This is a genomic window from Streptomyces sp. NPDC048643 (genome assembly GCF_040650615.1).
Taxonomy (GTDB): Bacteria; Actinomycetota; Actinomycetes; order Streptomycetales; family Streptomycetaceae; genus Streptomyces.
In genome coordinates this window covers 111,190-132,812 of record NZ_JBEZHO010000021.1, presented here as the reverse complement: position 1 = coordinate 132,812, position 21,623 = coordinate 111,190, and the positions used below count along the sequence as shown (strand labels likewise).

General features: G+C 72.4%; 22 protein-coding genes. 16 read left to right on the top strand and 6 right to left on the bottom strand.

Annotated elements, in window-relative coordinates; translation table 11 throughout:
* The 3 genes from AB0C62_RS22060 to truA form a co-directional block, all read left to right on the top strand.
* Positions 1 to 223 (top strand): DNA-directed RNA polymerase subunit alpha C-terminal domain-containing protein (locus tag AB0C62_RS22060; protein WP_351505344.1); only part of this gene is annotated, 223 nt, incomplete at its 5' end.
* A 163-nt stretch (positions 224 to 386) separates the two neighbouring features.
* Positions 387 to 884: a 50S ribosomal protein L17 gene (gene rplQ, locus AB0C62_RS22055; protein ID WP_164375593.1), complete on the top strand. Its 498-nt coding sequence runs from the start codon at positions 387 to 389 to the stop codon at positions 882 to 884.
* A gap of 91 nt (positions 885 to 975) precedes the next feature.
* Positions 976 to 1,842, top strand: coding sequence for a tRNA pseudouridine(38-40) synthase TruA (gene truA / locus AB0C62_RS22050; RefSeq protein WP_362975539.1), 867 nt, complete (start codon positions 976 to 978; stop codon positions 1,840 to 1,842).
* 45 nt (positions 1,843 to 1,887) lie between these two features.
* On the opposite strand, the gene AB0C62_RS22045 is transcribed toward truA, so the two are convergent.
* The gene (locus AB0C62_RS22045; RefSeq protein ID WP_362975537.1) at positions 1,888 to 2,775 is read right to left on the bottom strand and encodes a hypothetical protein; all 888 of its coding nucleotides are present in this window, start codon (positions 2,773 to 2,775) and stop codon (positions 1,888 to 1,890) included.
* Positions 2,776 to 2,978: 203 nt separating this feature from the next.
* Between AB0C62_RS22045 and AB0C62_RS22040 the strand changes: the two genes are divergently transcribed.
* The 4 genes from AB0C62_RS22040 (at position 2,979) to glmM (ending at position 6,831) form a co-directional block, all read left to right on the top strand.
* Entirely contained in the window at positions 2,979 to 4,046 is a 1,068-nt protein-coding gene (locus AB0C62_RS22040; protein WP_362975535.1) for a glycosyltransferase 87 family protein, read from the top strand.
* 223 nt (positions 4,047 to 4,269) lie between these two features.
* Positions 4,270 to 4,713 (top strand): 50S ribosomal protein L13, encoded by a 444-nt coding sequence (gene rplM / locus AB0C62_RS22035; protein ID WP_037626954.1) that lies wholly within the window; start codon positions 4,270 to 4,272, stop codon positions 4,711 to 4,713.
* A 42-nt stretch (positions 4,714 to 4,755) separates the two neighbouring features.
* The gene (gene rpsI, locus AB0C62_RS22030) at positions 4,756 to 5,277 is read left to right on the top strand and encodes a 30S ribosomal protein S9 (RefSeq protein ID WP_081218905.1); all 522 of its coding nucleotides are present in this window, start codon (positions 4,756 to 4,758) and stop codon (positions 5,275 to 5,277) included.
* 195 nt (positions 5,278 to 5,472) lie between these two features.
* Complete coding sequence (glmM, locus tag AB0C62_RS22025; RefSeq protein WP_362975533.1) at positions 5,473 to 6,831, top strand: phosphoglucosamine mutase; 1,359 nt, start codon at positions 5,473 to 5,475, stop codon at positions 6,829 to 6,831.
* Between the two features lie 78 nt (positions 6,832 to 6,909).
* On the opposite strand, the gene AB0C62_RS22020 is transcribed toward glmM, so the two are convergent.
* The gene (locus AB0C62_RS22020; RefSeq protein ID WP_362975531.1) at positions 6,910 to 7,848 is read right to left on the bottom strand and encodes a DUF389 domain-containing protein; all 939 of its coding nucleotides are present in this window, start codon (positions 7,846 to 7,848) and stop codon (positions 6,910 to 6,912) included.
* Between the two features lie 16 nt (positions 7,849 to 7,864).
* Positions 7,865 to 8,854, bottom strand: a complete 990-nt coding sequence (coaA, locus tag AB0C62_RS22015; protein ID WP_362975529.1) for a type I pantothenate kinase — start codon at positions 8,852 to 8,854, stop codon at positions 7,865 to 7,867.
* A 168-nt stretch (positions 8,855 to 9,022) separates the two neighbouring features.
* Here coaA and glmS point away from each other — a divergent pair, with 168 nt between their 5' ends.
* Entirely contained in the window at positions 9,023 to 10,870 is a 1,848-nt protein-coding gene (glmS, locus tag AB0C62_RS22010; RefSeq protein ID WP_362975527.1) for a glutamine--fructose-6-phosphate transaminase (isomerizing), read from the top strand.
* Between the two features lie 42 nt (positions 10,871 to 10,912).
* On the opposite strand, the gene AB0C62_RS22005 is transcribed toward glmS, so the two are convergent.
* Both AB0C62_RS22005 and AB0C62_RS22000 read right to left on the bottom strand, forming a co-directional pair.
* Entirely contained in the window at positions 10,913 to 12,667 is a 1,755-nt protein-coding gene (locus AB0C62_RS22005; RefSeq protein ID WP_362975525.1) for an insulinase family protein, read from the bottom strand.
* The gene (locus AB0C62_RS22000) at positions 12,664 to 13,650 is read right to left on the bottom strand and encodes a hypothetical protein (RefSeq protein WP_362975523.1); all 987 of its coding nucleotides are present in this window, start codon (positions 13,648 to 13,650) and stop codon (positions 12,664 to 12,666) included. Before AB0C62_RS22000 ends, AB0C62_RS22005 begins: the two co-directional genes overlap by 4 nt.
* Positions 13,651 to 13,803: 153 nt before the next feature.
* On the opposite strand from AB0C62_RS22000, the gene AB0C62_RS21995 reads away from it, so the two are divergent.
* The 7 genes from AB0C62_RS21995 (at position 13,804) to AB0C62_RS21965 (ending at position 20,253) form a co-directional block, all read left to right on the top strand.
* Positions 13,804 to 14,175, top strand: a complete 372-nt coding sequence (locus tag AB0C62_RS21995) for a holo-ACP synthase (RefSeq protein ID WP_362975521.1) — start codon at positions 13,804 to 13,806, stop codon at positions 14,173 to 14,175.
* Between the two features lie 74 nt (positions 14,176 to 14,249).
* Complete coding sequence (locus tag AB0C62_RS21990; protein WP_362975519.1) at positions 14,250 to 15,680, top strand: NAD(P)H-hydrate dehydratase; 1,431 nt, start codon at positions 14,250 to 14,252, stop codon at positions 15,678 to 15,680.
* A gap of 135 nt (positions 15,681 to 15,815) precedes the next feature.
* A complete protein-coding gene (locus tag AB0C62_RS21985; protein ID WP_362975517.1) occupies positions 15,816 to 16,721 on the top strand; it encodes a L,D-transpeptidase family protein in 906 nt (301 codons plus the stop codon).
* 93 nt (positions 16,722 to 16,814) lie between these two features.
* Positions 16,815 to 17,987, top strand: coding sequence for an alanine racemase (gene alr / locus AB0C62_RS21980; RefSeq protein WP_362975515.1), 1,173 nt, complete (start codon positions 16,815 to 16,817; stop codon positions 17,985 to 17,987).
* Between the two features lie 124 nt (positions 17,988 to 18,111).
* Positions 18,112 to 19,344 carry an alpha/beta hydrolase gene (locus tag AB0C62_RS21975; RefSeq protein WP_362975513.1) on the top strand — a complete coding sequence of 411 codons (1,233 nt, stop codon included), beginning with the start codon at positions 18,112 to 18,114 and terminating at the stop codon, positions 19,342 to 19,344.
* Positions 19,310 to 19,843 carry a tRNA (adenosine(37)-N6)-threonylcarbamoyltransferase complex ATPase subunit type 1 TsaE gene (gene tsaE / locus AB0C62_RS21970; protein ID WP_362975511.1) on the top strand — a complete coding sequence of 178 codons (534 nt, stop codon included), beginning with the start codon at positions 19,310 to 19,312 and terminating at the stop codon, positions 19,841 to 19,843. The genes AB0C62_RS21975 and tsaE overlap by 35 nt, the downstream gene beginning before the upstream one ends.
* A gap of 197 nt (positions 19,844 to 20,040) precedes the next feature.
* On the top strand, positions 20,041 to 20,253 hold the full coding sequence (locus tag AB0C62_RS21965) for a hypothetical protein (RefSeq protein ID WP_362975509.1): 213 nt from the start codon (positions 20,041 to 20,043) through the stop codon (positions 20,251 to 20,253).
* A 42-nt stretch (positions 20,254 to 20,295) separates the two neighbouring features.
* Here AB0C62_RS21965 and AB0C62_RS21960 read toward each other — a convergent pair whose 3' ends face one another.
* Positions 20,296 to 20,850: a L,D-transpeptidase gene (locus AB0C62_RS21960; protein ID WP_362975507.1), complete on the bottom strand. Its 555-nt coding sequence runs from the start codon at positions 20,848 to 20,850 to the stop codon at positions 20,296 to 20,298.
* A 110-nt stretch (positions 20,851 to 20,960) separates the two neighbouring features.
* Between AB0C62_RS21960 and tsaB the strand changes: the two genes are divergently transcribed.
* On the top strand, positions 20,961 to 21,614 hold the full coding sequence (tsaB, locus tag AB0C62_RS21955) for a tRNA (adenosine(37)-N6)-threonylcarbamoyltransferase complex dimerization subunit type 1 TsaB (RefSeq protein ID WP_362975505.1): 654 nt from the start codon (positions 20,961 to 20,963) through the stop codon (positions 21,612 to 21,614).
* Positions 21,615 to 21,623 lie beyond the last annotated feature (9 nt).

Here is a 21,623-nt window from a genome sequence, read left to right as displayed (position 1 = left end):
GGGCATCCACTCCGTGGGTGAGCTCGTCGCCCGCTCCGAGGCCGACCTCCTGGACATCCGCAACTTCGGCGCGAAGTCCATCGACGAGGTCAAGGCGAAGCTGGCCGGCATGGGCCTGGCCCTCAAGGACAGCCCGCCCGGATTCGACCCGACCGCCGCCGCCGACGCCTTCGGCGCCGACGACGACGCGGACGCCGGATTCGTCGAGACCGAGCAGTACTAAAGGCTCGGGACCGACGGTTCCGTCTTGGCTGCCGACCGGCCGTGGCTGGTCGGCAGTTCCCCGCGCCCCTTCGGGGCGCGCGGGGTCTTCGACGGGCAATCGCCCGCTCGGACACTGACTTCGGTACCTGATACGGCCGGAGCAGACACCTAGGAGAAACACCATGCCGAAGCCTGCCAAGGGTGCCCGTCTGGGCGGCAGCGCCGCGCACGAGAAGCTGCTCCTCGCGAACCTCGCGAAGTCGCTCTTCGAGCACGGCCGCATCACCACCACCGAGGCCAAGGCCCGTCGCCTGCGTCCCTACGCCGAGCGTCTGGTCACCAAGGCGAAGAAGGGTGACCTTCACAACCGCCGTCAGGTGCTCTCGGTGATCACGGACAAGAGCATCGTGCACACGCTCTTCACCGAGATCGGCCCGCGCTACGAGAACCGCCCGGGTGGCTACACCCGTATCACCAAGATCGGTAACCGCCGTGGCGACAACGCGCCCATGGCTGTCATCGAGCTGGTCGAGGCCCTGACCGTGGCCCAGCAGGCCACCGGTGAGGCCGAGGCTGCGACCAAGCGTTCCGCCAAGGACGCCGAGGCTCCGGCCAAGGTCGAGGACACCAAGGTCGAGGACGCCACCGAGGCTCCCGCCGAGGAGTCGAAGGACGCCTGAGGCACTGCCTCGCTGTGAGCGGGTCCGTCCCTTCGGGGGCGGGCCCGCTTTCGCGTTCCGGCGGGTGAGCCGGGCTTGAGAGGATCCAGGAGTGAGTGACGAAGCAGAGCCCGGGTTCGTACGGGTACGGATGGACCTGTCCTACGACGGGAGCGGGTTCTCCGGGTGGGCGAAGCAGGCCAGTGGCCGCAGGACCGTCCAGGGTGACATCGAGGACGCGCTGCGGACGGTGACCCGGACGAAGGACACCACGTACGAGCTGACCGTGGCCGGGCGGACCGACGCCGGGGTGCACGCGCGCGGCCAGGTGGCCCACGTCGACCTGCCCGAGGAGGTGTGGGCCGAACACCGCGAGAAGCTGTTGAAGCGGCTCGCCGGGCGGCTGGAGAAGGACGTACGGGTGTGGTCGCTCACCGAGGCGCCCGCGGGGTTCAACGCGCGCTTCTCGGCGGTCTGGCGGCGTTACGCCTACCGCGTCACCGACGAACCCGGCGGGGTCGATCCGCTGCTGCGCAGTCATGTCCTGTGGCACGACTGGCCGTTGGACGTCGACGCCATGAACCAGGCCGCCGAAGGGCTGCTGGGGGAGCACGACTTCGCCGCGTACTGCAAGAAGCGCGAGGGCGCGACGACCATCCGTACGCTCCAGGAACTGAGCCTGGTGCGGGGCGCGGACGGCGTCATCACGGCCACCGTGCGGGCCGACGCGTTCTGCCACAACATGGTGCGCTCGCTGATCGGCGCCCTGCTGTTCGTGGGGGACGGGCACCGTGGAAGCGACTGGCCCGGGAAGGTGCTCGCCGCCGGGGTACGGGACTCGGCCGTCCACGTCGTACGGCCGCACGGGCTGACGCTGGAGGAAGTCGGCTACCCCGCCGACGAGTTGCTGGCCGCGCGGAACAAGGAGGCGCGGAACAAGCGGACGTTGCCCGGCGCGGGCGGCTGCGCCGGCTGCTGACCACCGGAGGCGGCCGGGGCGCACCCGGCCGCCGTACGGGGGGAGTTACTGCCCGGCGGCCGCGGAGGCCTGGGCCTCGCCGCGGCGGCGGATCTGCCGGAAGGCGAACTCGGCCAGGTCGTCGCCGCTCGTGAACACCGCGGTGTCCTTCGTCGTCACGTCCTTGCCGTTGCTGAAGCCGGCGAGGGTGAAGTAGGCGTACCGGCCGTAGGCGTTGGTGGTGGAGCGGCAGACGGCCGCGTCACAGAAGGCCTTGACGCCGTTGCCCGACAGGGAGGCGATGATGCTCTTCTTGTCCGCGTCGGCCTTCGCCTTGGTCGCCTTGGCCTCGGAGTCGAAGACCGCGACGCCGACCGTGACCGCGACGCCGTCCTTGCTGTAGGTCACGCGCAGGAAGCGGGTGCAGCCGTCCTTGGAGAGGACCGGCGGGAGCGTGCCCTTCGCGGCCGAGGCGCAGTTCTTCGTGTCGGCCGTCGGACCCTTGCGGTAGACGCGGTCGCCCATGGTGAGCTGCGTACCGGGGAAGAGGATGTCCGGGCTCAGCGGCGCCGTGTCCTTTTGCGCGCTGGATATGAACTCCTTGGGATCCAGCGGCGGCGGAGCCGAGGTCGGCTCGAACGACGGCGCCGGCTCCGTGGAGCTCGGGATGTCCGCGGTGGCGGGCAGGTTCGACGGCTGGTTGGACGCCTGGTTGCTCCCGTTGGCGTTCACGACGGCCATGGCGACGGCGGCGCCGACCGCCACGGTGGCCACCGCCCCGCCCACGATGAACAGCAGCCTGCGGCGCCTGTTGCGCGTCTCGGAAGCCTCCGCCAGCGCGGCCCAGTCGGGGCTCGCGCCGCTCTGCTGGCCACCCCACTGGGACTGTTGCTGAGAACCCGGCTTCCAGGGGTCCCACGGGGCCTGCCCCTGCCCACCCTGCCCATAACTCATGCGCCGCATCTTAGACGGGCGTTGGGGGGTGCCGTTCCGGTCCATCGAGCACTTGAGCCCCTAGCGTGATCTGAATGCGGACGGGCAAAAGTGACATCTCCGGGTGGTTGGTACGTCGGGCGTCCTGGCATGCGTGGATCGTGACGGCGGTGGTGCTCTGCGCACATGTCGCCGGGGTCGCTCGGGCCAGTTCGGACGGTGGGATGGACAACGCGATCGTGGTCCGCGCCGCGCGCACCTGGCTGGACGGCGGTTCGCCCTACGCCGACCGGCACTTCCTCTATCTGCCGAGCGCGGTGCTCGCCGCGGTGCCGCAGGCGGTGCTCCCGGACGCGGTGCTGCGGCTGCTGGTTCCGCTGACCGTGACGGTGCTGCTGCTGGCGGGCTGGGTGTGGGCCCTCGGGATCCACGGGGTGCCGTGGCGCAGCCGGCTCGGGGTGCTCGGCCCCGCCGCGCTCGCGCTCGGCTTCGCGCCCTTCGGGCACCTCGTCTCGCTCGGCAACTGGACCGTGACGGCAGCCGCCGCGCTGCCGCTCGCGCTGCTGCTGGCCGCGCGGGAGCGGTGGGGGTGGGCCGGTGTGGTCGTGGGCGCCGCCGTGGCGCTCAAGCCCCTGCTGGCGCCGGTGGCGCTGCTCTTCGTCTTCGCGCGCCGGTGGCCGGGGCTCGCGGCGGTGGTGCTCGTGCCGGCCGTGGCGTCCGGCGGGGCGGCGCTGCTGATGCCCGATCCCGCGGGGTTCGTGACCCGGACGCTGCCGTTCCTGCTGCGTGGCCACGACACGTTCGTCACGCTCTACGAGGCGTCGCCCGCGGCCGTGCTGCCCCGCCTCGGGGTGCCGGGCCGGGTCGCGGTCCCGCTCTCCTGTGCCGCGGCGGCGGCCGGAGTCGTCTGCGCGTACCGCCGGTGGTCCCGCGGTGCTCCGGGGCCGCTGCGGCTGGTCGAGACCGCGGTGCTGCTGATGCTCTCGGCGTTCCTGGTGTCCCGGCCGTCGTACGACCACTATCTGCTGGTCGTGGTGCCGCTGCTGCTCGCGGGGCTGCCGTATCCGGGCTCGGTGACGCGGGGGCCCTGGTTCTGGCTGGCGCTGGTGCCGCAGGTGCCCGGCGCGGACTGGCCCTGGCTGGAACCGGTGACCCGACGCGCGTTCCGGGACTGCTTTACCCTGGTGGTGACGACCGCGGCGGTGGTGCTCCTGCACCGCCGTCACCAGGCACTCCGGGGCTCCGACCACTTCGTCGCACAGCGGCGGGGACGGCGGGTCACGAAGGTGTGATCACTCGCGTTTTGACCCGTCCGGGGCACCGCGGGTAAGCTTGCGGTTCGTTATGTGTATTGGCTTGCTCATTCTCACGTGAGGGGCCCTTACACCGGTCCACCGGGGCTGATGACCAGCGACCAGCACGCGGTATGCGTCACCGCAGTGCGGTCAGGGCTGTCGTGATCGTCCGTGGTGGCCATGTCAGGACCCACTCACTGAAGAAGCGAAGGCTACGACCGTGCGTACGTACAGCCCCAAGCCCGGCGACATCACTCGCCAGTGGTACGTCATCGACGCCCAGGATGTCGTCCTGGGTCGTCTGGCGACCACTGCTGCGAACATCCTGCGGGGCAAGCACAAGCCGATCTACGCCCCCCACGTCGACGCTGGTGACTTCGTCATCATCATCAACGCGGACAAGGTGCACCTTTCCGGCAACAAGAAGACCCAGAAGCTGGCGTACCGCCACTCCGGTTACCCGGGTGGTCTGCGCTCCGTCCGTTACGACGAGCTGCTGGCGAAGAACCCCGAGAAGGCCGTCGAGAAGGCCATCCGGGGCATGGTTCCCAAGAACACCCTGGGCCGCCAGGTGCTCTCGAAGCTGAAGGTCTACGCGGGCGAGAACCACCCGCACGCTGCGCAGCAGCCGGTCCCGTTCGAGATCACCCAGGTCGCGCAGTAGTTCCGGCCACCCCCTAAGACATAAAGAAATCTGAGGAGAATCGTGGCCGAGACCACTGTTGAGCAGCCGGTCGAAGAGACTGAGCTCGTCGACGTCGAGAACTACACCACCGAGTCCGAGGTGCCCGTCGAGGGCGAGTACACCTCGGAGTCGCTCGCGGGCCGCTTCGGCGACCCGCAGCCGGCCGCCGGCCTGGGCCGTCGCAAGAACGCGATCGCCCGCGTCCGGATCGTCCCGGGCACCGGCAAGTGGAAGGTCAACGGGCGCACGCTCGAGGACTACTTCCCGAACAAGGTCCACCAGCAGGAAGTCAACGAGCCCTTCAAGGTGCTCGAGCTCGACGGCCGCTACGACGTCATCGCCCGCATCTCGGGTGGCGGCGTCTCCGGTCAGGCCGGTGCCCTGCGCCTCGGCGTGGCCCGCGCGCTGAACGAGGCCGACGTGGACAACAACCGCGCCGCCCTCAAGAAGGCCGGTTACCTCAAGCGTGACGACCGTGCGGTCGAGCGCAAGAAGGCCGGTCTCAAGAAGGCCCGTAAGGCTCCGCAGTACAGCAAGCGTTAAGCTTCGCTGCCTGCTCGTACGCGTCGTACGCGTAGCTTCGAACGCCCCGGCGGCACGCCACAGTGCCGCCGGGGCGTTCGTTTATCACAGCGCTGGGCGTATAACGGCACAAGGTGCTCAAAGGCTCATGTGATCGGATGACCTCCGTATTCTTCGGGGGGAATTTCGTACTCTGAAGCTTCCTCAGGAGGACAAGTGGGACGACTCTTCGGCACGGACGGCGTGCGCGGTGTCGCCAACGCGGATCTGACGGCCGAGCTCGCGCTCGGGCTCTCCGTGGCGGCGGCGCACGTACTCGCCGAGGCGGGAACCTTCGAGGGCCACCGGGCTGTGGCGGTGGTCGGACGGGATCCGCGCGCGTCCGGGGAGTTCCTGGAGGCCGCCGTGGTCGCCGGCCTCGCCAGCGCGGGCGTGGACGTCCTGCGGGTCGGTGTGCTGCCCACCCCCGCGGTGGCGTATCTCACCGGCGTGCTCGGCGCCGACCTCGGCGTGATGCTCTCCGCCAGCCACAACGCCATGCCCGACAACGGCATCAAGTTCTTCGCCCGCGGCGGCCACAAGCTCGCCGACGAGCTGGAGGACCGGATCGAGGGCGTCTACGAGGAGCACCGCACCGGCGCTCCCTGGGACCGTCCGACCGGCGCGGGCGTCGGCCGGGTGAACTCCTACGACCAGGGCTTCGACCAGTACGTCGCCCACCTCATCGGGGTCCTGCCGAACCGTCTCGACGGTCTGAAGGTCGTCCTCGACGAGGCGCACGGCGCGGCCTCCCGGGTCTCGCCCGAGGCGTTCGCGCGGGCCGGTGCCGAGATCATCACGATCGGCGCGGCGCCCGACGGGCTGAACATCAACGACGGCTGCGGTTCCACCCACCTGGAGCTGCTCAAGGCCGCCGTCGTCGAGCACGGCGCGGACCTCGGCATCGCGCACGACGGCGACGCCGACCGCTGCCTCGCCGTGGACCATACCGGCGACGAGATCGACGGCGACCAGATCCTGGCCGTCCTCGCGCTGGCGATGCGAGAGCGTTCCGCACTGCGCTCCGGCACCGTTGTCGCGACGGTCATGTCCAACCTGGGCTTCAAGCTCGCCATGGAGCGCGAGGGCCTCGCCCTCGTCCAGACGGCGGTCGGTGACCGTTACGTCCTGGAGGAGATGAAGCAGCACGGCTACGCCCTCGGCGGCGAGCAGTCCGGGCACGTCATCATCCTCGACCACGCCACCACCGGCGACGGCACGCTGACCGGCCTGCTGCTGGCCGCCCGGGTCGCGCAGAGCGGCCGTACGCTCCGGGACCTCGCCTCGGTCATGGAGCGCCTGCCGCAGGTCCTCATCAACGTGCCGGACGTCGACCGGACGCGGGTGAACACCTCCGCCGAGCTGGCCACGGCGGTCGCCGACGCGGAGCGGGAGCTCGGCAGCACCGGACGGGTGCTGCTGCGCCCCTCCGGCACCGAGCCGCTCGTCCGCGTGATGGTCGAGGCCGCCGACATCGAGCACGCCCGCTCGGTGGCCGCGCGCCTGGCCGACGCGGTGAAGTCGGCCCTGGGCTAGCACTGTTCGGGAGACCTTCGTCTCAGCCGTGAGGCCCGGCACCCCCATCGGGGTGCCGGGCCTCACGGCGTGTGGGGGCTACGCGGCGACCGTGCGTCCGCGCTGCAGTGCCCAGAACCACTTCTGGGCCATCAGCGTGAGAATGCCGGCGAGGACGATGCCGAGCAGGTTGAAGAGCAGTTGCTTGGTGGAGCCCCAGGTCTGGCCCATGTCGCCGTAGCTCAGGGCCACCGCGGCGTTCGCCGCCGCCGGCACGGTCGTCACGGAGATCGCGACACCGACCAGGGCCCCGGACTTCGCCGAGGTCAGCGACAGCATGCCGGCCGCGCCCGCGAGGACCGCGACGACGAACGAGAACCAGTCCGGGGCGTAGACGAAGCCCGTGTTGGGGCGCGGCCCCTCCAACTGCGCCTGGCTGAACAGGCCCACCCCGTCCATGAACAGGCTGAAGAGCACCGTCACCGCCATGGCGATCGCGAAGCCGGCCAGCAGTGCCGTCAGGGAGCGCAGCGCCAGGCGCGGGCCGCGCTGCACGACGGCCGTGCACAGACCGGCCAGCGGGCCGAACTCCGGGCCCACGGCCATGGCGCCCACGATCAGCACCGCGTTGTCGAGCACGACACCGCAGGCCGCGATCATCGTGGCGATCGTGATGAACGCGACGTAGGTGACCGACAGGGTCGACTCCTCGTGGGTGGCCTCCTCCAGGTGCTCCCACAGCACCGCGTCGGCACCCTCGCCCGGGGCCTCCGCCTCCGCCTTGTCGGCGCGCTTCGACAGGGACAGGTCGATGTCCTCGACCGCGATCGAGCCCGTGCGGTCGATGCCCAGGTCCCGCAGCCCGCCGATGAGTTCGTCGCCCGCCTCACGGGCGACATCGCACATGACGAGGTCGCCCACCGGGTTCCGGGCCGCACCGGGGAGGACGACCAGGTGCGCGGTGCCGACCGTTCCCTCGATGAGGCGCACCACGTCGTCGGTCAGGTCGGCGGGTGTGATCAGGCGCAGATGCAGCATGGCCGCAGCGTAGTGGTCAGAGTTTGCGCAGGCTCAGGCGCTGCACCTTGTGGTCCGGGCCCTTGCGGACGACGAGGGCCGCCCGGCCGCGGGTGGGGGCCACGTTCTCCAGCAGGTTGGGCTTGTTGATGGTGCGCCAGGTCGTTCGGGCGTACTCCAGGGCCTCCTCCTCGGAGACCTGGGTGTACTTGCGGAAGTACGAGTCCGGGTTCTGGAAGGCGGTCGCGCGCAGCTTGCGGAAGCGGTTGAGGTACCAGCGTTCGATGTCCTCGGCGCGGGCGTCGACGTACACGCTGAAGTCGAAGTAGTCCGCGAGGCCGACGCGGGTGCGGCCGTCCTTGCCGGGCAGCGCCGGCTGGAGCACGTTCAGGCCCTCGACGATGAGGATGTCGGGGCGGCGGACCGTCAGCCGCCGGCCGGGCACGATGTCGTAGATCAGGTGCGAGTAGACGGGGGCCGTCACCTCGTCCTTGCCGGCCTTGATGTCGGCGACGAAGCGGGTCAGGGCCCGCCGGTCGTACGACTCGGGGAAGCCCTTGCGGGACATCAGGCCGCGCGCTTCGAGTTCCTTGGTGGGGAGCAGGAAACCGTCCGTGGTGACCAGCTCGACGCGGGGGTGCTCGGGCCAGCGGGAGAGCAGTGCCTGGAGCAGGCGAGCGACGGTGGACTTGCCGACGGCCACCGAACCGGCGACGCCTATGACGAACGGGGTGCCCGCCTGGGAGCCCTTCTCGCCGAGGAAGGTGTTCAGGGCACCTCTGAGGCCGTCCGTCGCCCCGACGTACAGGTTCAGGAGTCTGGACAGCGGCAGGTAGATGTCCCGCACCTCGTCGAGGTCGATGACGTCGCCCAGGCCACGCAGCTTCTCGACCTCCTCGGCGTTCAGCGGGAGCGGCGTCTTTTCGCGCAGCGCGCTCCACTCGGCACGGGTGAGGTCGACGTAGGGAGTCGCCTCCGGCTTGGACCGGTGGGCGCTCCGCGGCAACGAGGAGACCGGAGAGATCACAGTCCATTGTTACGGGAGTATGGACGGGATGGAGGGTGGGGTCCGTCACGCCGGGGGCCGCGGGGTGGATGCGCGGGGTCGGCGGGCCTGTGCGGAGGGCGGCTGGAATTTCCGATATCGGGCACGGAATGCCGGTATCGGAATGGCGTCGGCCCGTACGCTGCCGCCATGTGCGGAATCGTGGGATACGTGGGGTCGCAGTCGGCGCTTGACGTGGTGATGGCCGGACTGAAGCGGCTGGAGTACCGGGGGTACGACTCGGCGGGTGTCGCCGTGCTGGCGGACGGGGGGCTCGCCGCCGCGAAGAAGGCCGGGAAACTGGTCAACCTGGAGAAGGAGCTGGTCGACCGGCCGCTGCCGGCCGGTACGACGGGCATCGGACACACCCGCTGGGCCACCCACGGGGGGCCGACGGACGCCAACGCGCATCCGCACCTCGACAACGCGGGCCGGGTCGCCGTCGTCCACAACGGGATCATCGAGAACTTCGCGTCGCTCCGCGCCGAACTGGCCGAGCGGGGCCACGACCTGACCTCCGAGACCGACACCGAGGTGGTCGCCCACCTGCTCGCCGAGGAGTTCTCCTCGTGCGCGGACCTGGCGGAGGCGATGCGGCTGGTGTGCCGGCGCCTGGAGGGCGCGTTCACCCTGGTCGCGGTCGACGCGGACGACCCGGACGTGGTCGTGGGCGCGCGCCGCAACTCGCCGCTGGTGGTGGGTGTCGGCGAGGGCGAGGCGTTCCTCGCCTCGGACGTCGCGGCGTTCATCGCCCACACCCGCTCGGCGATCGAGCTGGGGCAGGACCAGGTCGTCGAGCTGCGCCGGGACGGTGTCGTCGTCACCGGGTTCGACGGCAGCCCCGCCGAGGTGCGCTCGTACCACGTCGACTGGGACGCGTCGGCGGCGGAGAAGGGCGGCTACGACTACTTCATGCTCAAGGAGATCGCCGAGCAGCCGAAGGCGGTCGCCGACACGCTGCTCGGACGGATCGACGCGGCCGGCTCGCTGTCCCTCGACGAGGTGCGCATCCCGGTCCGCACGCTGCGCGAGATCGACAAGGTCGTCATCGTCGCCTGCGGCACGGCCTTCCACGCCGGTCTGATCGCCAAGTACGCCATCGAGCACTGGACGCGCATGCCGTGCGAGGTGGAGCTGGCCAGCGAGTTCCGCTACCGGGACCCGATCCTGGACCGGCAGACCCTCGTCGTCGCGATCTCGCAGTCCGGCGAGACCATGGACACGCTGATGGCGCTGAGGCACGCCCGTGAGCAGGGCGCCAAGGTGCTGGCGATCTGCAACACGAACGGTTCGACGATCCCGCGCGAGTCCGACGCGGTGCTCTACACGCACGCGGGTCCCGAGGTCGCCGTCGCCTCCACCAAGGCCTTCCTCACGCAGCTGGTGGCCTGCTACCTGGTCGCGCTGTATCTGGGCCAGGTGCGCGGCACCAAGTGGGGCGACGAGATCCAGGCGGTGATCCGGGAGCTGTCCCGCATCTCCAGCGAGGTCGAGCGGGTCCTGGAGACCATGGAGCCGGTACGGGAACTGGCGCGCTCCCTCGCCCACAAGGACACGGTGCTGTTCCTCGGGCGGCACGTGGGCTACCCGGTCGCTCTCGAAGGGGCCCTGAAGCTCAAGGAGCTGGCGTACATGCACGCCGAGGGGTTCGCGGCGGGCGAGCTGAAGCACGGGCCGATCGCGTTGATCGAGGAGGACCTGCCGGTGGTGGTCATCGCTCCCTCGCCGCGCGGCCGCTCGGTCCTGCACGACAAGATCGTCTCCAACATCCAGGAGATCCGGGCCCGGGGCGCCCGCACGATCGTCATCGCGGAGGAGGGCGACGAGGCGGTCGTCCCGTACGCCGACCACCTGATCCGCGTCCCGGCCACCCCGACCCTGCTCCAGCCGCTGGTCTCGACGGTCCCCCTCCAGGTCTTCGCCTGCGAACTGGCGACGGCCCGCGGCAACGAGGTGGACCAGCCGCGGAACCTGGCGAAGTCGGTGACGGTGGAGTGAGGTGAGGGTCGGGGCCGCTCCCCCCGGAGCGGCCCCGGGGGGTCAGCCCCGTGTCTGCCGGTGGCGGGCGAACACCCGGCGGGTGAGGACGACCAGCGCGACGGTGGGGATGAAGGCGCGCGCTATCGCGGAGGGTTCGTGGACGGCGGCGATCAGGATTCCCACGCCGAAGACCACGTCCACCGTGATCATCAGGATCAGGGGGAGAGGCCAGCTCCGTACCCTCGCCGTCCACGCGCGCCCGCGTCCGCTCCCGGTCTTGGCGGGGGAGGGCTTCCGCTCGGACGGCCGGGGGATCCTCTCCGGGTCCCTGGCCGGCATCCGCACCACCGCCGCCTCGGGAACGGCCGCGTCGACGGCGGCGATCCGCTCGGGCGTCACCCCTCGGTAGAGCGTCGGCTCGATGGTGACCAGAAAGCCGTCGAGGCCGGTCAGCGTGCGGGCCCCGTCGGGGCGAGTGGTCATCGCGGCGCAGGCGTCGTATCGCACCGTCACGACACCGCGCGGCGTCGTCAGGGACACGCCCTCCGTACCGATGGTCAGCGTGACGTCGTCGTTCTCCAGCGAACGGTGCCGGGTGCCGGTCACCGCCTCCTCCGAGTACTGCGGGGCGAGGCTGAAGCCGGCCCAGTCCGCGCCCCGTCCCGGCACTTGGAGCAGACCGGTCGACCACATCTCCCGGGCGACCTCGCGCAGATCGGCCACGGTGACCGCGGCCAGCTCCGCCCGGTGCTCCTCCGGGCTGAGGACGGGCCGGTCGAGGAGCGTGCCCAGCGCGTACGAGGGGAGCATGGCAGCGCCGAGATCCGGGGTCTCGTACACCTTCAGGGCCTTGTTGCGCGCCGAGTCCAGTTCGGCCTGCTCGATTCGGCCCGCGCGCATCCGCGCGAGGACGTCCACGAAGCCGCCGACCACCGCGTCCTGCTTCTGCTCCAGGGAGTCCGCGTACGCGGTGAGGGTGGCGTGGTGGGCGTCGCGGGCTGTGTAGCCGCAGTCGGCGGTGTACGAGTAGCCGCCCTCCTGGCGCAGGTCCTGGAACAGGGCTCGGCCGAGGACGTCGCCGAAGACCGAGGCGGCGGTGGAGCGCCGGACGACCGCGTCGAAGACCACGTGACCGTCGTCGCCCTGGATGTAGGCGGGCGTGACCGGCAGCGCACTCGACGAGGCGGGGGTGGGGAAGCGCGTCCCGGTGGGCAGCGTCAGGTCGAGGCCCTCGGGCACGTGGTCGCTGGTGATCCACAGCACCGCGTTGTCTCTGGTGAAGCGGGTCTGCGCCCAGTGCCGCACCGCGTCCGGGGAGAGCCCGTGGGTGCCCAGCTCGCGGTAGGACGAGAGGCCGTAGCCCTGGGCGCCGTACCGCCACAGCGGCATCTGGTGGTTGGGGCCGGCACCGCGGCTCGCCGACTCCGTCCGCAGGATCTCCTTCTCGGTCTCCAACCGGTGCAGGGGGAGGTCGCGCAGGGCGGCGCAGACGCTGTTGAGGTGGGCGACCACCTCCTCCTCGCTGCCGGTGACGTGGAAGAGGGTGTACGTGTCCGCCGTCGCGCCGTTGTGGTGGACGTCGGTCAGGTTCACGTGGTGCAGCGCGAGGTGTTCGACGAGGTGGGTGATGCCGGTCGTCGCGAGCGTCTCGTCCGCGCGTCCCACCCGGAAGAACAGTCCGGCGGTGATCTCGCCGCGGCGGGGCGCGTAGAGAGTGGGGATGCCCTGGATGGTGGTGCGGTGGACGCACGCGGACGTCTCGGGCTCCGCGCCGGTCAGGTCGTCCGGCGCGGAGCCGGTGATCTCGGTGGTCATCGGGACTCCCCCTGCACGGACAGCGCGGCCTTGCGGTACTTGACGAAGGCGGCCGACGGATCGGACACGTAGTGCCACGGGAACTCCGAGGCCCGGTCACCCAGTTCGAGGAAGTGGGGGAGGGCGTCGGCGTGGTGGCCACCGAGCGAGAAGGCGAGCGCGAACGCGCTGTGCGCGCCGATGCCGTGGAAACCGGGCTGGTACTCCTTGTGCAGCACGGACACCTTGGCGGCGAACCGCAGGTCGTCCCGGACCGGCAGGCCCCGCATGTACGCGGTCCGCTCGATGCCGTCCAGCTCCAGCCAGTGCTCCAGGTGCGCAATGGCGACCAGGGCACCGGCGTGGGAGCCGTCGGGTGCCTCGGCCGCGCAGGTGCGGGCGAAGTCGTGCGCCGTCTCCCAGGTGCCGCCCCATTTCGGGCACACGTTCTGGAGGAGCTGGGTCTGCGCCGGGTAGTGGTGCGGGTGGTGGGCGGACAGCCGGTCGTAGCGCCGCCGGGCCTCCGTCTGCCCCAGCTGCAGCCCGCGCGCGGAGGTCACGCGCACCGTCCAGGCGTGCGCGTATGAGGGGCGCTCCGCGCACACCTCGATCAGGAGCTGCTCGGCCCGCCGCAGCCAGGAGTGGAACTGGCTGAACTGGTCCCGCGAGACGTGCTCGGCGCGGGCGCCGCTGCGGATCTCCCAGCCGATGCGCAGGTAGCGCTCCGCGAGGAGTGTGCGCGCCAGCGGGTCGCCGGGTGAGGCGGCGACGGCCTTCTCCAGGTAGTGCTCGGCCCCGTCGAGGTCGGCCAGTCGGCCCGCGGCGAAGGACCGGTCCTCCTCGGTGGCGAGGCGGGCGAAGAACCCGGCCGTGGCGGGCCAGTCGCCGCGCGTCGCCGCGTCCCGCAGCGGGGCGAGATCGGGCAGGGTGTCGAACGGGTCGAAACGAGGTGGACCGGATATGTCCGGTGCTCCGCTGATGCCGCCGGCCGTACTGGTGGTCACGCTTCCGCCCCCCATGGCGTACTCGGTCGAGTCGCACACCCGCAGGCCCCCCTGCATGTGCGCTCGATGTGAAGTCGCCGCAGGTTAGCAGGGGCGTCGGACACTTCTGTCGGGGTGGACCCGCGTCGGCGCCGGGCCCTTTAGGGTGCCGTCATGAGCATCATCGGGGTCGGGATCGACGTGGCCGAGATCGACCGGTTCCGGGCGTCGCTTGAGCGGACGCCGGGGCTGGCCGAACGTCTCTTCGTGGAGCGGGAGTTGTTGCTGCCGAGCGGTGGGCGGCGGGGTATCGCCTCGCTCGCGGCGCGGTTCGCGGCGAAGGAGGCGCTCGCCAAGGCGCTGGGCGCCCCGGCCGGGCTGTACTGGACGGACGCCGAGGTCTACGTCGAGGACAGCGGCCGGCCCCGCCTGCGGGTGAAGGGCACGGTCGCCGCCCGGGCGGCCGAACTGGGGGTGCGCTCCTGGCATGTGTCGCTCAGTCACGACGCGGGCATCGCCTCGGCGGTGGTGATCGCCGAGGGGTGATTGCCCCTTTCGCCGGGGCGCCCTCCTCGTGGCCGGAGCGGCGCTCCGTGCGGCGGTGCGGGAGACTCGGGAGCATGCGTACTGCGTACAGCGTGGAGACCGTAAGGGCCGCCGAACGGGAGCTGATGGCACGGCTTCCCGAGGGGGCGTTGATGCAGCGGGCCGCCGCCGGACTGGCCGCCGCCTGCGCGGACCTGCTGGGGCGGGTGTACGGCAGCCGGGTGGTGCTGCTGGTCGGCAGCGGCGACAACGGGGGCGACGCCCTCTACGCCGGAGCGCGGCTCGCCCGGCGCGGGGCCGGCGTCACCGCGGTGCTGCTCGCGCCCGACCGGACCCACCCGGAGGGACTCACGGCACTGCTGCGCGCCGGGGGCACGACCGCCGCGCCCGACGCCGCCGAACCCCTGCTGCGCCGCGCCGACCTCGTTCTCGACGGGATCGTCGGGATCGGCGGCAAGGGCGGCCTGCGGCCCGATGCCGCGCGGCTCGCCGAACTCGCCGACGCCTCCCGTGCCGTCGTCGTCGCCGTCGATCTGCCGAGCGGCGTGGAGGCGGACACCGGCGAGGTGCTCGGCGACGCCGTCCGCGCCGACCTGACCGTCACGTTCGGCACGCACAAGCCGGGGCTGCTCGTCGACCCGGCGCGCGGGTACGCCGGTTCCGTCCACCTCGTCGACATCGGGCTCGACCTTCCGGAACAGGCCGACCTGGAAGCCTTGCAGCACTCCGACGTCGCGGCCCGGCTGCCCCGGCCGGGTGCGGCCAGCGACAAGTACCGGCGCGGTGTCGTCGGGATCGCCGCCGGGTCAGCCCGCTATCCCGGTGCCGCCGTGCTCGCCGTCTCCGGTGCGCTGCGCGGCGGTGCCGGTGCCGTGCGGTACGTCGGGCCCGCCGCGGACGCCGTCATCGCGCGGTTCCCCGAGACGCTGGTGTCCGGCGAGGGGCCCGCGAAGGCCGGGCGGGTGCAGGCCTGGGTGGTGGGCCCCGGCATCGGCGACGACGCCACGTCCGTGGCGGAGGTGCTCGCCGCGGACGTGCCGGTCCTGGTGGACGCGGACGCGCTGCGGCTGGCCGACCGGGAGACCGTACGGGCCCGTAGCGCGCCCACCCTGATGACCCCGCACGCCGGCGAGGCCGCCGCGCTGCTCGGGGTCGCCCGTGCGGCGGTGGAGGAGGCGCGGCTCGCCTCGGTGCGGGAGCTGGCGGGGCTGTACGGGGCGACGGTGCTGCTCAAGGGCGCCACCACCCTGGTCGCCGGTCCGGTCGGCGGCCCGGTCCGGGTGAACGCGACCGGCACGGCGTGGCTGGCCACCGCCGGAAGCGGGGACGTCCTGTCCGGGCTCGCGGGGTCGCTGCTGGCCTCCGGCCTGTCCGCCCTCGACGCCGGAAGCGTGGCCGCCTACCTGCACGGCCTGGCGGGCCGCTTCGCGGCGGACGGCGCCCCCGCCGGCGCCCACGACGTGGCGGCGGCGGTCCCGGAGGCGTGGCGGGACGTGACGGACTGAGGGGTCCGAAACCGCCGACCGGTTGATCGGCGGAGCGGCCCGCGTGGGCGAGGAGAGGGCCGCGTTGCACAGATCGGGGGACCCTTTGCGCGCGGCTCACCCCGGGGCGTCGGCTCGTTGCGTATGGCTGATCGCATGATGAGCAGACGAATGGCGTGTCCGGTGGTCGCGGTGCTGCTGGCGGTGGTGGCGGCCGTGCCCGTGGGGACGGCCACGGCCGCGCCGGGACCGCCCCCGCCCGCGGGCGGCCGCGCGCTGACCGGACCGGCGTCGCCCGCCACGGCGGGGCGCACCACGGTGGGGCGCACCACGGTGGAGTGCGCCGCGGGGAAGGGCCCGTACCAGCGGCAGGTCGAACGGTGGCTGAAGTTGGCCGTGGACGGCAGGCAGTCCGCCGCGGACTGCGAGGCCGTGCGGGCCTTCCAGACGAAGCAGGGCATCAAGCCGGCGAACGGTTACGCCGGCCCTGTCACCTGGGCCCGGATGCGCCTGCTGTCCGCCCGCACCAGCCCGACGGATACGGGGGCGGAGGGGGCGACCGGCGCCGTGGCGGACCCTGCGACCAGCCCTGCGAGCGGCACGGCGACCGGCGAGGCGACCAGCCCGGCCGGCGGCCCCGCGACCAGTGCCGCGACCGGTGCGTCCGCCGGTGCCGTGGCCGCCGGTGGCTGCCCCGTCCGCTCCTACCGGGTCGCGTGCGTCGATCTCAAGCGTCAGCTCACCTGGGTGCAGAAGGGCGGCAAGACCCTTTTCGGGCCGGTGGCGATGCGCAGCGGCGGCGCCGGACACCGCACCCGAACCGGCTGGTTCCGGATCTACTGGAAACACAAGAACCACTGGTCGTCGCTGTACAACGCGCCCATGCCGTACGCCCAGTTCTTCAGCGGCGGCCAGGCCTTCCACGCCGTCTACGGCAGCATCCACACCACCGGCGGTTCGATGGGCTGCGTGAACCTCCGGCTCGCCGACGCACGCAAACTTTGGAGCGTCCTCAAGACCCGTGACCACGTGTACGTGTGGGGCCGCAGGCCCGGCAGCTAGGGAGCCGTTCGGGCCGGTCGGGGGCCACCGCCGGGCCCGTCGCGGGGGCCGGTGCCGGAAGGGTGTCGTGGCCCTCTGAGAGACTGGGGCGCGATGACAGAGACAGCACACCCGCGGACGGCCCCCCTGCGCGCCCGCGCCGAGATCGATCTGGCCGCCCTGCGGGCCAACGTGCGGGCCTTGCGCGCCCACGCGCCGACGGCGGCCCTGATGGCCGTGGTCAAGTCCGACGCGTACGGCCACGGCGCGGTCCCGTGCGCCCGCGCGGCGCGCGAGGCGGGCGCCACCTGGCTCGGCACCGCCACCCCGGAGGAGGCGCTCGCGCTCCGCGCGGCCGGGATCCCGGGCCGCATCATGTGCTGGCTCTGGACCCCGGGCGGTCCCTGGGCCGAGGCGATCGAGGCCGACCTCGACGTGTCGGTCAGCGGCATGTGGGCGCTGCGCGAGGTCACGGCCGCCGCCGAGGCCGTCGGCGCGCCCGCGCGGGTGCAGCTCAAGGCCGACACCGGCCTCGGCCGCGGCGGCTGCCAGCCCGCCGACTGGCCGGAGCTCGTCGCCGCGGCCCTCGCCGCCGAGGCCCGCGGGCTCCTCACCGTCACCGGCCTCTGGTCGCACCTCGCCTGCGCCGACGAGCCGGGACACCCCTCGATCCAGGCCCAACTCACGCTGTTCCGCGAGATGGTGGCCCACGCCGAGCAGCAGGGCGTGCGCCCCGAGGTGCGGCACATCGCCAACTCGCCCGCGACGCTGACCCTCCCCGAGAGCCACTTCGACCTCGTACGGACCGGGATCGCGGTCTACGGGATCTCGCCGAGCCCCGAGGTCGGGACCCCGGGCGACTTCGGACTGCGCCCCGTGATGACGCTGAGCGCGTCGCTGGCCCTCATCAAGCACGCCCCGGCCGGCCACGGCGTGAGCTACGGCCATCACTACGTCACCCCCGGCGAGACCACCCTCGGCCTGGTCCCCGTCGGCTACGCGGACGGCATCCCGCGGCACGCCTCCGGTACCGGGCCGGTGCTGGTCGCCGGCAAGTGGCGCACGGTCGCGGGCCGGGTGGCGATGGACCAGTTCGTCGTCGACCTCGGTGGTGACGAGCCCGAACCCGGCACGCGGGCGGTCCTGTTCGGGCCCGGCGACCGGGGCGAGCCGACCGCCGAGGACTGGGCCCGTGCCGCGGGCACGATCGCGTACGAAATCGTCACGCGCATCGGAACCCGCGTTCCCCGCGTCTACGTGAAGGTGAACGAGGAACAAGTGGGGTAACACCCCTGGGCCGACAGGCACGCGGGACCCGACGGGCGGTGGGCGCGGGTGGCGCGCGCCCTTCGGATGCCGGGCCGGCAGCGCACGGCCGAGAGCCGACAGCGGGAACGAGGAGGAGCGGGACGTGAGCGAGAGCAGCGCGGAGGCTGTCGTGAGTGCGGCCTCGGCCGCCGCCTCCGCCGGGAACTGGCGCAGGGCAGGGGTGGCCGGCGCCGCGATAGGCGTGGTCGCGGCGGGGGCCGCGGCCGGAGTCGCGATAGAGCGGCTCACGGTCGGCCGCGGCATGCGCAGGAAGGCCCGTCTCGCCCTCGACTCGGCCGGCCCGTACGGCGCCCTGCGCGGCACCCCCGGCAAGGCGTTCGCCGAGGACGGCACCGAGCTGTACTACGAGGTCGACGAGGCCGAGCCGGAGGCACCGCTCGGTCCGCGCCGGCGCCGGCTCTTCGGCCGCAAGGCCCCCGCCCCCGTCACCGTCGTCTTCAGTCACGGCTACTGCCTGAACCAGGACTCCTGGCACTTCCAGCGGGCCGCGCTGCGCGGGGTGGTGCGCACGGTGCACTGGGACCAGCGCAGCCACGGACGCTCCGGGCGGGGCGCGGCCCAGCTGAAGGACGGCACGCCGGTCACCATCGACCAGCTCGGCGGCGACCTGAAGGCCGTCATCGACGCGGCGGTGCCCGAGGGCGCGATCGTGCTCGTCGGGCACTCCATGGGCGGCATGACGGTGATGGCCCTCGCCGACCGGTTCCCCGAGCTGATCCGCGACCGGGTCGCCGCCGTCGCCCTGGTCGGCACGTCGTCGGGGCGGCTCGGCGAGGTCAACTTCGGGCTGCCGGTCGCGGGCGTCAACGCCGTCCGGCGGGTGCTCCCCGGTGTGCTGAAGGCGCTCGGGCAGCAGGCCGCCCTGGTGGAGCGCGGACGGCGGGCCACCGCCGACCTGTTCGCCGGCGTCATCAAGCGCTACTCGTTCGCCGGCCGGGACGTCGACCCGGCGATCGAGCGGTTCGCCGAACGGATGATCGAGGGCACGCCGATCGACGTGGTGGCCGAGTTCTACCCGGCCTTCACCGACCACGACAAGACGGCCGCGCTCGCGCACTTCGCCGAGCTGCCCGTCCTCGTCCTCGCCGGCGTCAAGGACCTGGTGACGCCGAGCGAGCACAGCGAGGCCATCGCCGACCTGCTGCCGGACGCCGAGCTGGTGCTCGTCCCCGACGCGGGACACCTCGTCATGCTGGAGCATCCCGAGGTCGTCACCGACCGCCTCGCCGACCTCCTCGTACGCGCGGGAGCCGTCCCGGCAGGAGCTACGGTGGGTGGCTATGGAAGCACCAGCAGCAGCGCACAACCCGGCTGAGTCCACGCGGGACGGGGCCGGCGCGCAGATCACCGTGACCTCCCCCGAACAGATGCAGGAGCTGGGCCGCAGGCTGGCCGGGCTGCTGCGCGCCGGCGACCTCGTGATGCTGAACGGCGAGCTGGGCGCGGGCAAGACCACGCTGACCCGGGGGCTCGGCGAGGGGCTCGGCGTGCGCGGCGCGGTCACCTCCCCGACCTTCGTCATCGCCCGGGTGCACCCCTCCCTCGTCGACGGACCGCCGCTCGTGCACGTCGACGCGTACCGCCTGGGCGGCGGGCTCGACGAGATGGAGGACCTCGACCTCGACGTCTCGCTCTCCGACTCCGTGATCGTCGTGGAGTGGGGCGAGGGCAAGGTCGAGGAGCTGACCGACGACCGGCTGAACATCGTCATCCACCGCGCGGTCGGCGACACCACGGACGAGGTGCGGCACGTGACGCTCACCGGCCTCGGCGAGCGCTGGGCCACCGCCGCCCTGGGCGCCCTCACCGACTGACCGACTGACCGGCACGAGCACCGGGGCGACCGGCCGGGACCACGGCCGCGTCGCCGTGCGGTTCGTACGTTCGGCCAAGTATCCGACAGGACGTCGGCAAGATATTGCGTTCGGTGTCCCGCCCGTGGTCACATGGACTCCAGTGCGTGGTTAGGTCTACCTAACCACGCTGGCCCCCGAAGCCCCAGGAGGCGTCCATGTCGGCTTCAGAGTCGGCCGCAGTGCCGGCCGCGGACCGTGACGTGCCGGTGGTGCCGCGCGCGACGGGCGGGGTGTCGATGAGGGATCTGCTGGCGGCCTCCGCCGCGGCGGAGGCGATCTCCCGGCCGCCCCGCGCCCCCTTGGGCGAGCCGCGTGCCACGGACCGCGCTCACCGGGCCGCCGCCGAGGAACCTCGCAGGGCCGCCTGACGGATCCGCCGGCTCGCCGGGCCGTACCGTCGCCGTGCCGTCCTACTTGATGACGACGACCTTCTCGCCCACGGTCGCGAACTCCCACATCACGTCGGCGTCGGCGCGCGACGTCCGGATGCCGCCGAGCTTCTTGCTGGGGTCGGGCGCGGTCGTGGAGCCGTCGACCGCCGCGCTGAACCCGATCGCGACGCCGTTGACCAGCGTGAACCGTACGAGGTGCTCGATCTGCACGCCGTCGGACCCGGTGACCGAGCCCGCCCGCGTCGTCACGGCGTAGGTGCCCGGCGTCGGGTCGACCGTGCCGGGGGTGACCTCGAAGGTGCGCCGCACCTTGTTGCCCGCGCCGACCAGCCACACCCGGTCGTCGTCGGTCGAGTAGACGACCCGCTCGCCGCTGCCGGACCGGCCGGGCAGCGCGGCGGGGTTCTTCTTGTCCCGGGGCGCCTTGGACGTGGAGGCCTTCGGCGTCGCGCTCGCGTTCGGTTTGCCCAGGGTGTCCGGAACGCTCGCGGACGCCTGGTAGGCGAGGAAGCCGACTGCGGCGACTGCCGCCACGGTGAGCCCGGCCACGAATCCCGAGCTGCTCCTAGCCACCTTGTGTGCCCACCTCTCGACCTTCGTACGTCTTTGCTGTGACGGTAGCAGCCGAGGGACGGGACTCCCGGGCGGCCGTACGTCCGGCTCGGGCGCCGTAGGCTGTTTGCGTGCTCTTGCTCGCTCTGGATACCGCCACTCCCGCCGTCACCGTCGCCCTGCACGACGGGACGGCCGTCGTCGCCTCGTCGAGCCAGGTGGACGCGCGACGGCACGGGGAACTGCTGCTGCCGGCCGTCGACCGGGTGCTCACCGCGGCCGGTCTCGGGCTGGACGCCGTCACCGGCGTCGTCGTGGGCGTCGGCCCCGGCCCGTACACCGGCCTGCGTGTCGGCCTCATGACCGCCGACACCTTCGGACTCGCCCTCGGCGTGCCCGTCCACGGCCTGTGCACCCTCGACGGGCTCGCGTACGCGGCCGACGTGGAGGGTCCCTTCGTCGTCGCCACGGACGCCCGCCGCAAGGAGGTCTACTGGGCGCGGTACACCGATCCCCGCACCCGGGTGTCGGACCCCGCCGTGGACCGCCCCGCCGAGATCGCCGAGTCGGTCGCCGGGCTGCCCGCCGTCGGCGCGGGCGCCCTCCTCTACCCCGACACCTTCCCGGACGCCCGCTCGCCCGAGCACGTCTCGGCCGCCGCGCTCGCCTCGCTGGCCGCCGAGAGACTGGCCGCGGGCGAGGAACTGGAGCCGCCCCGGCCGCTGTACCTGCGCCGCCCGGACGCCCAGGTGCCCAAGAACTACAAGGTGGTCACCCCCAAGTGACCGCCGAGC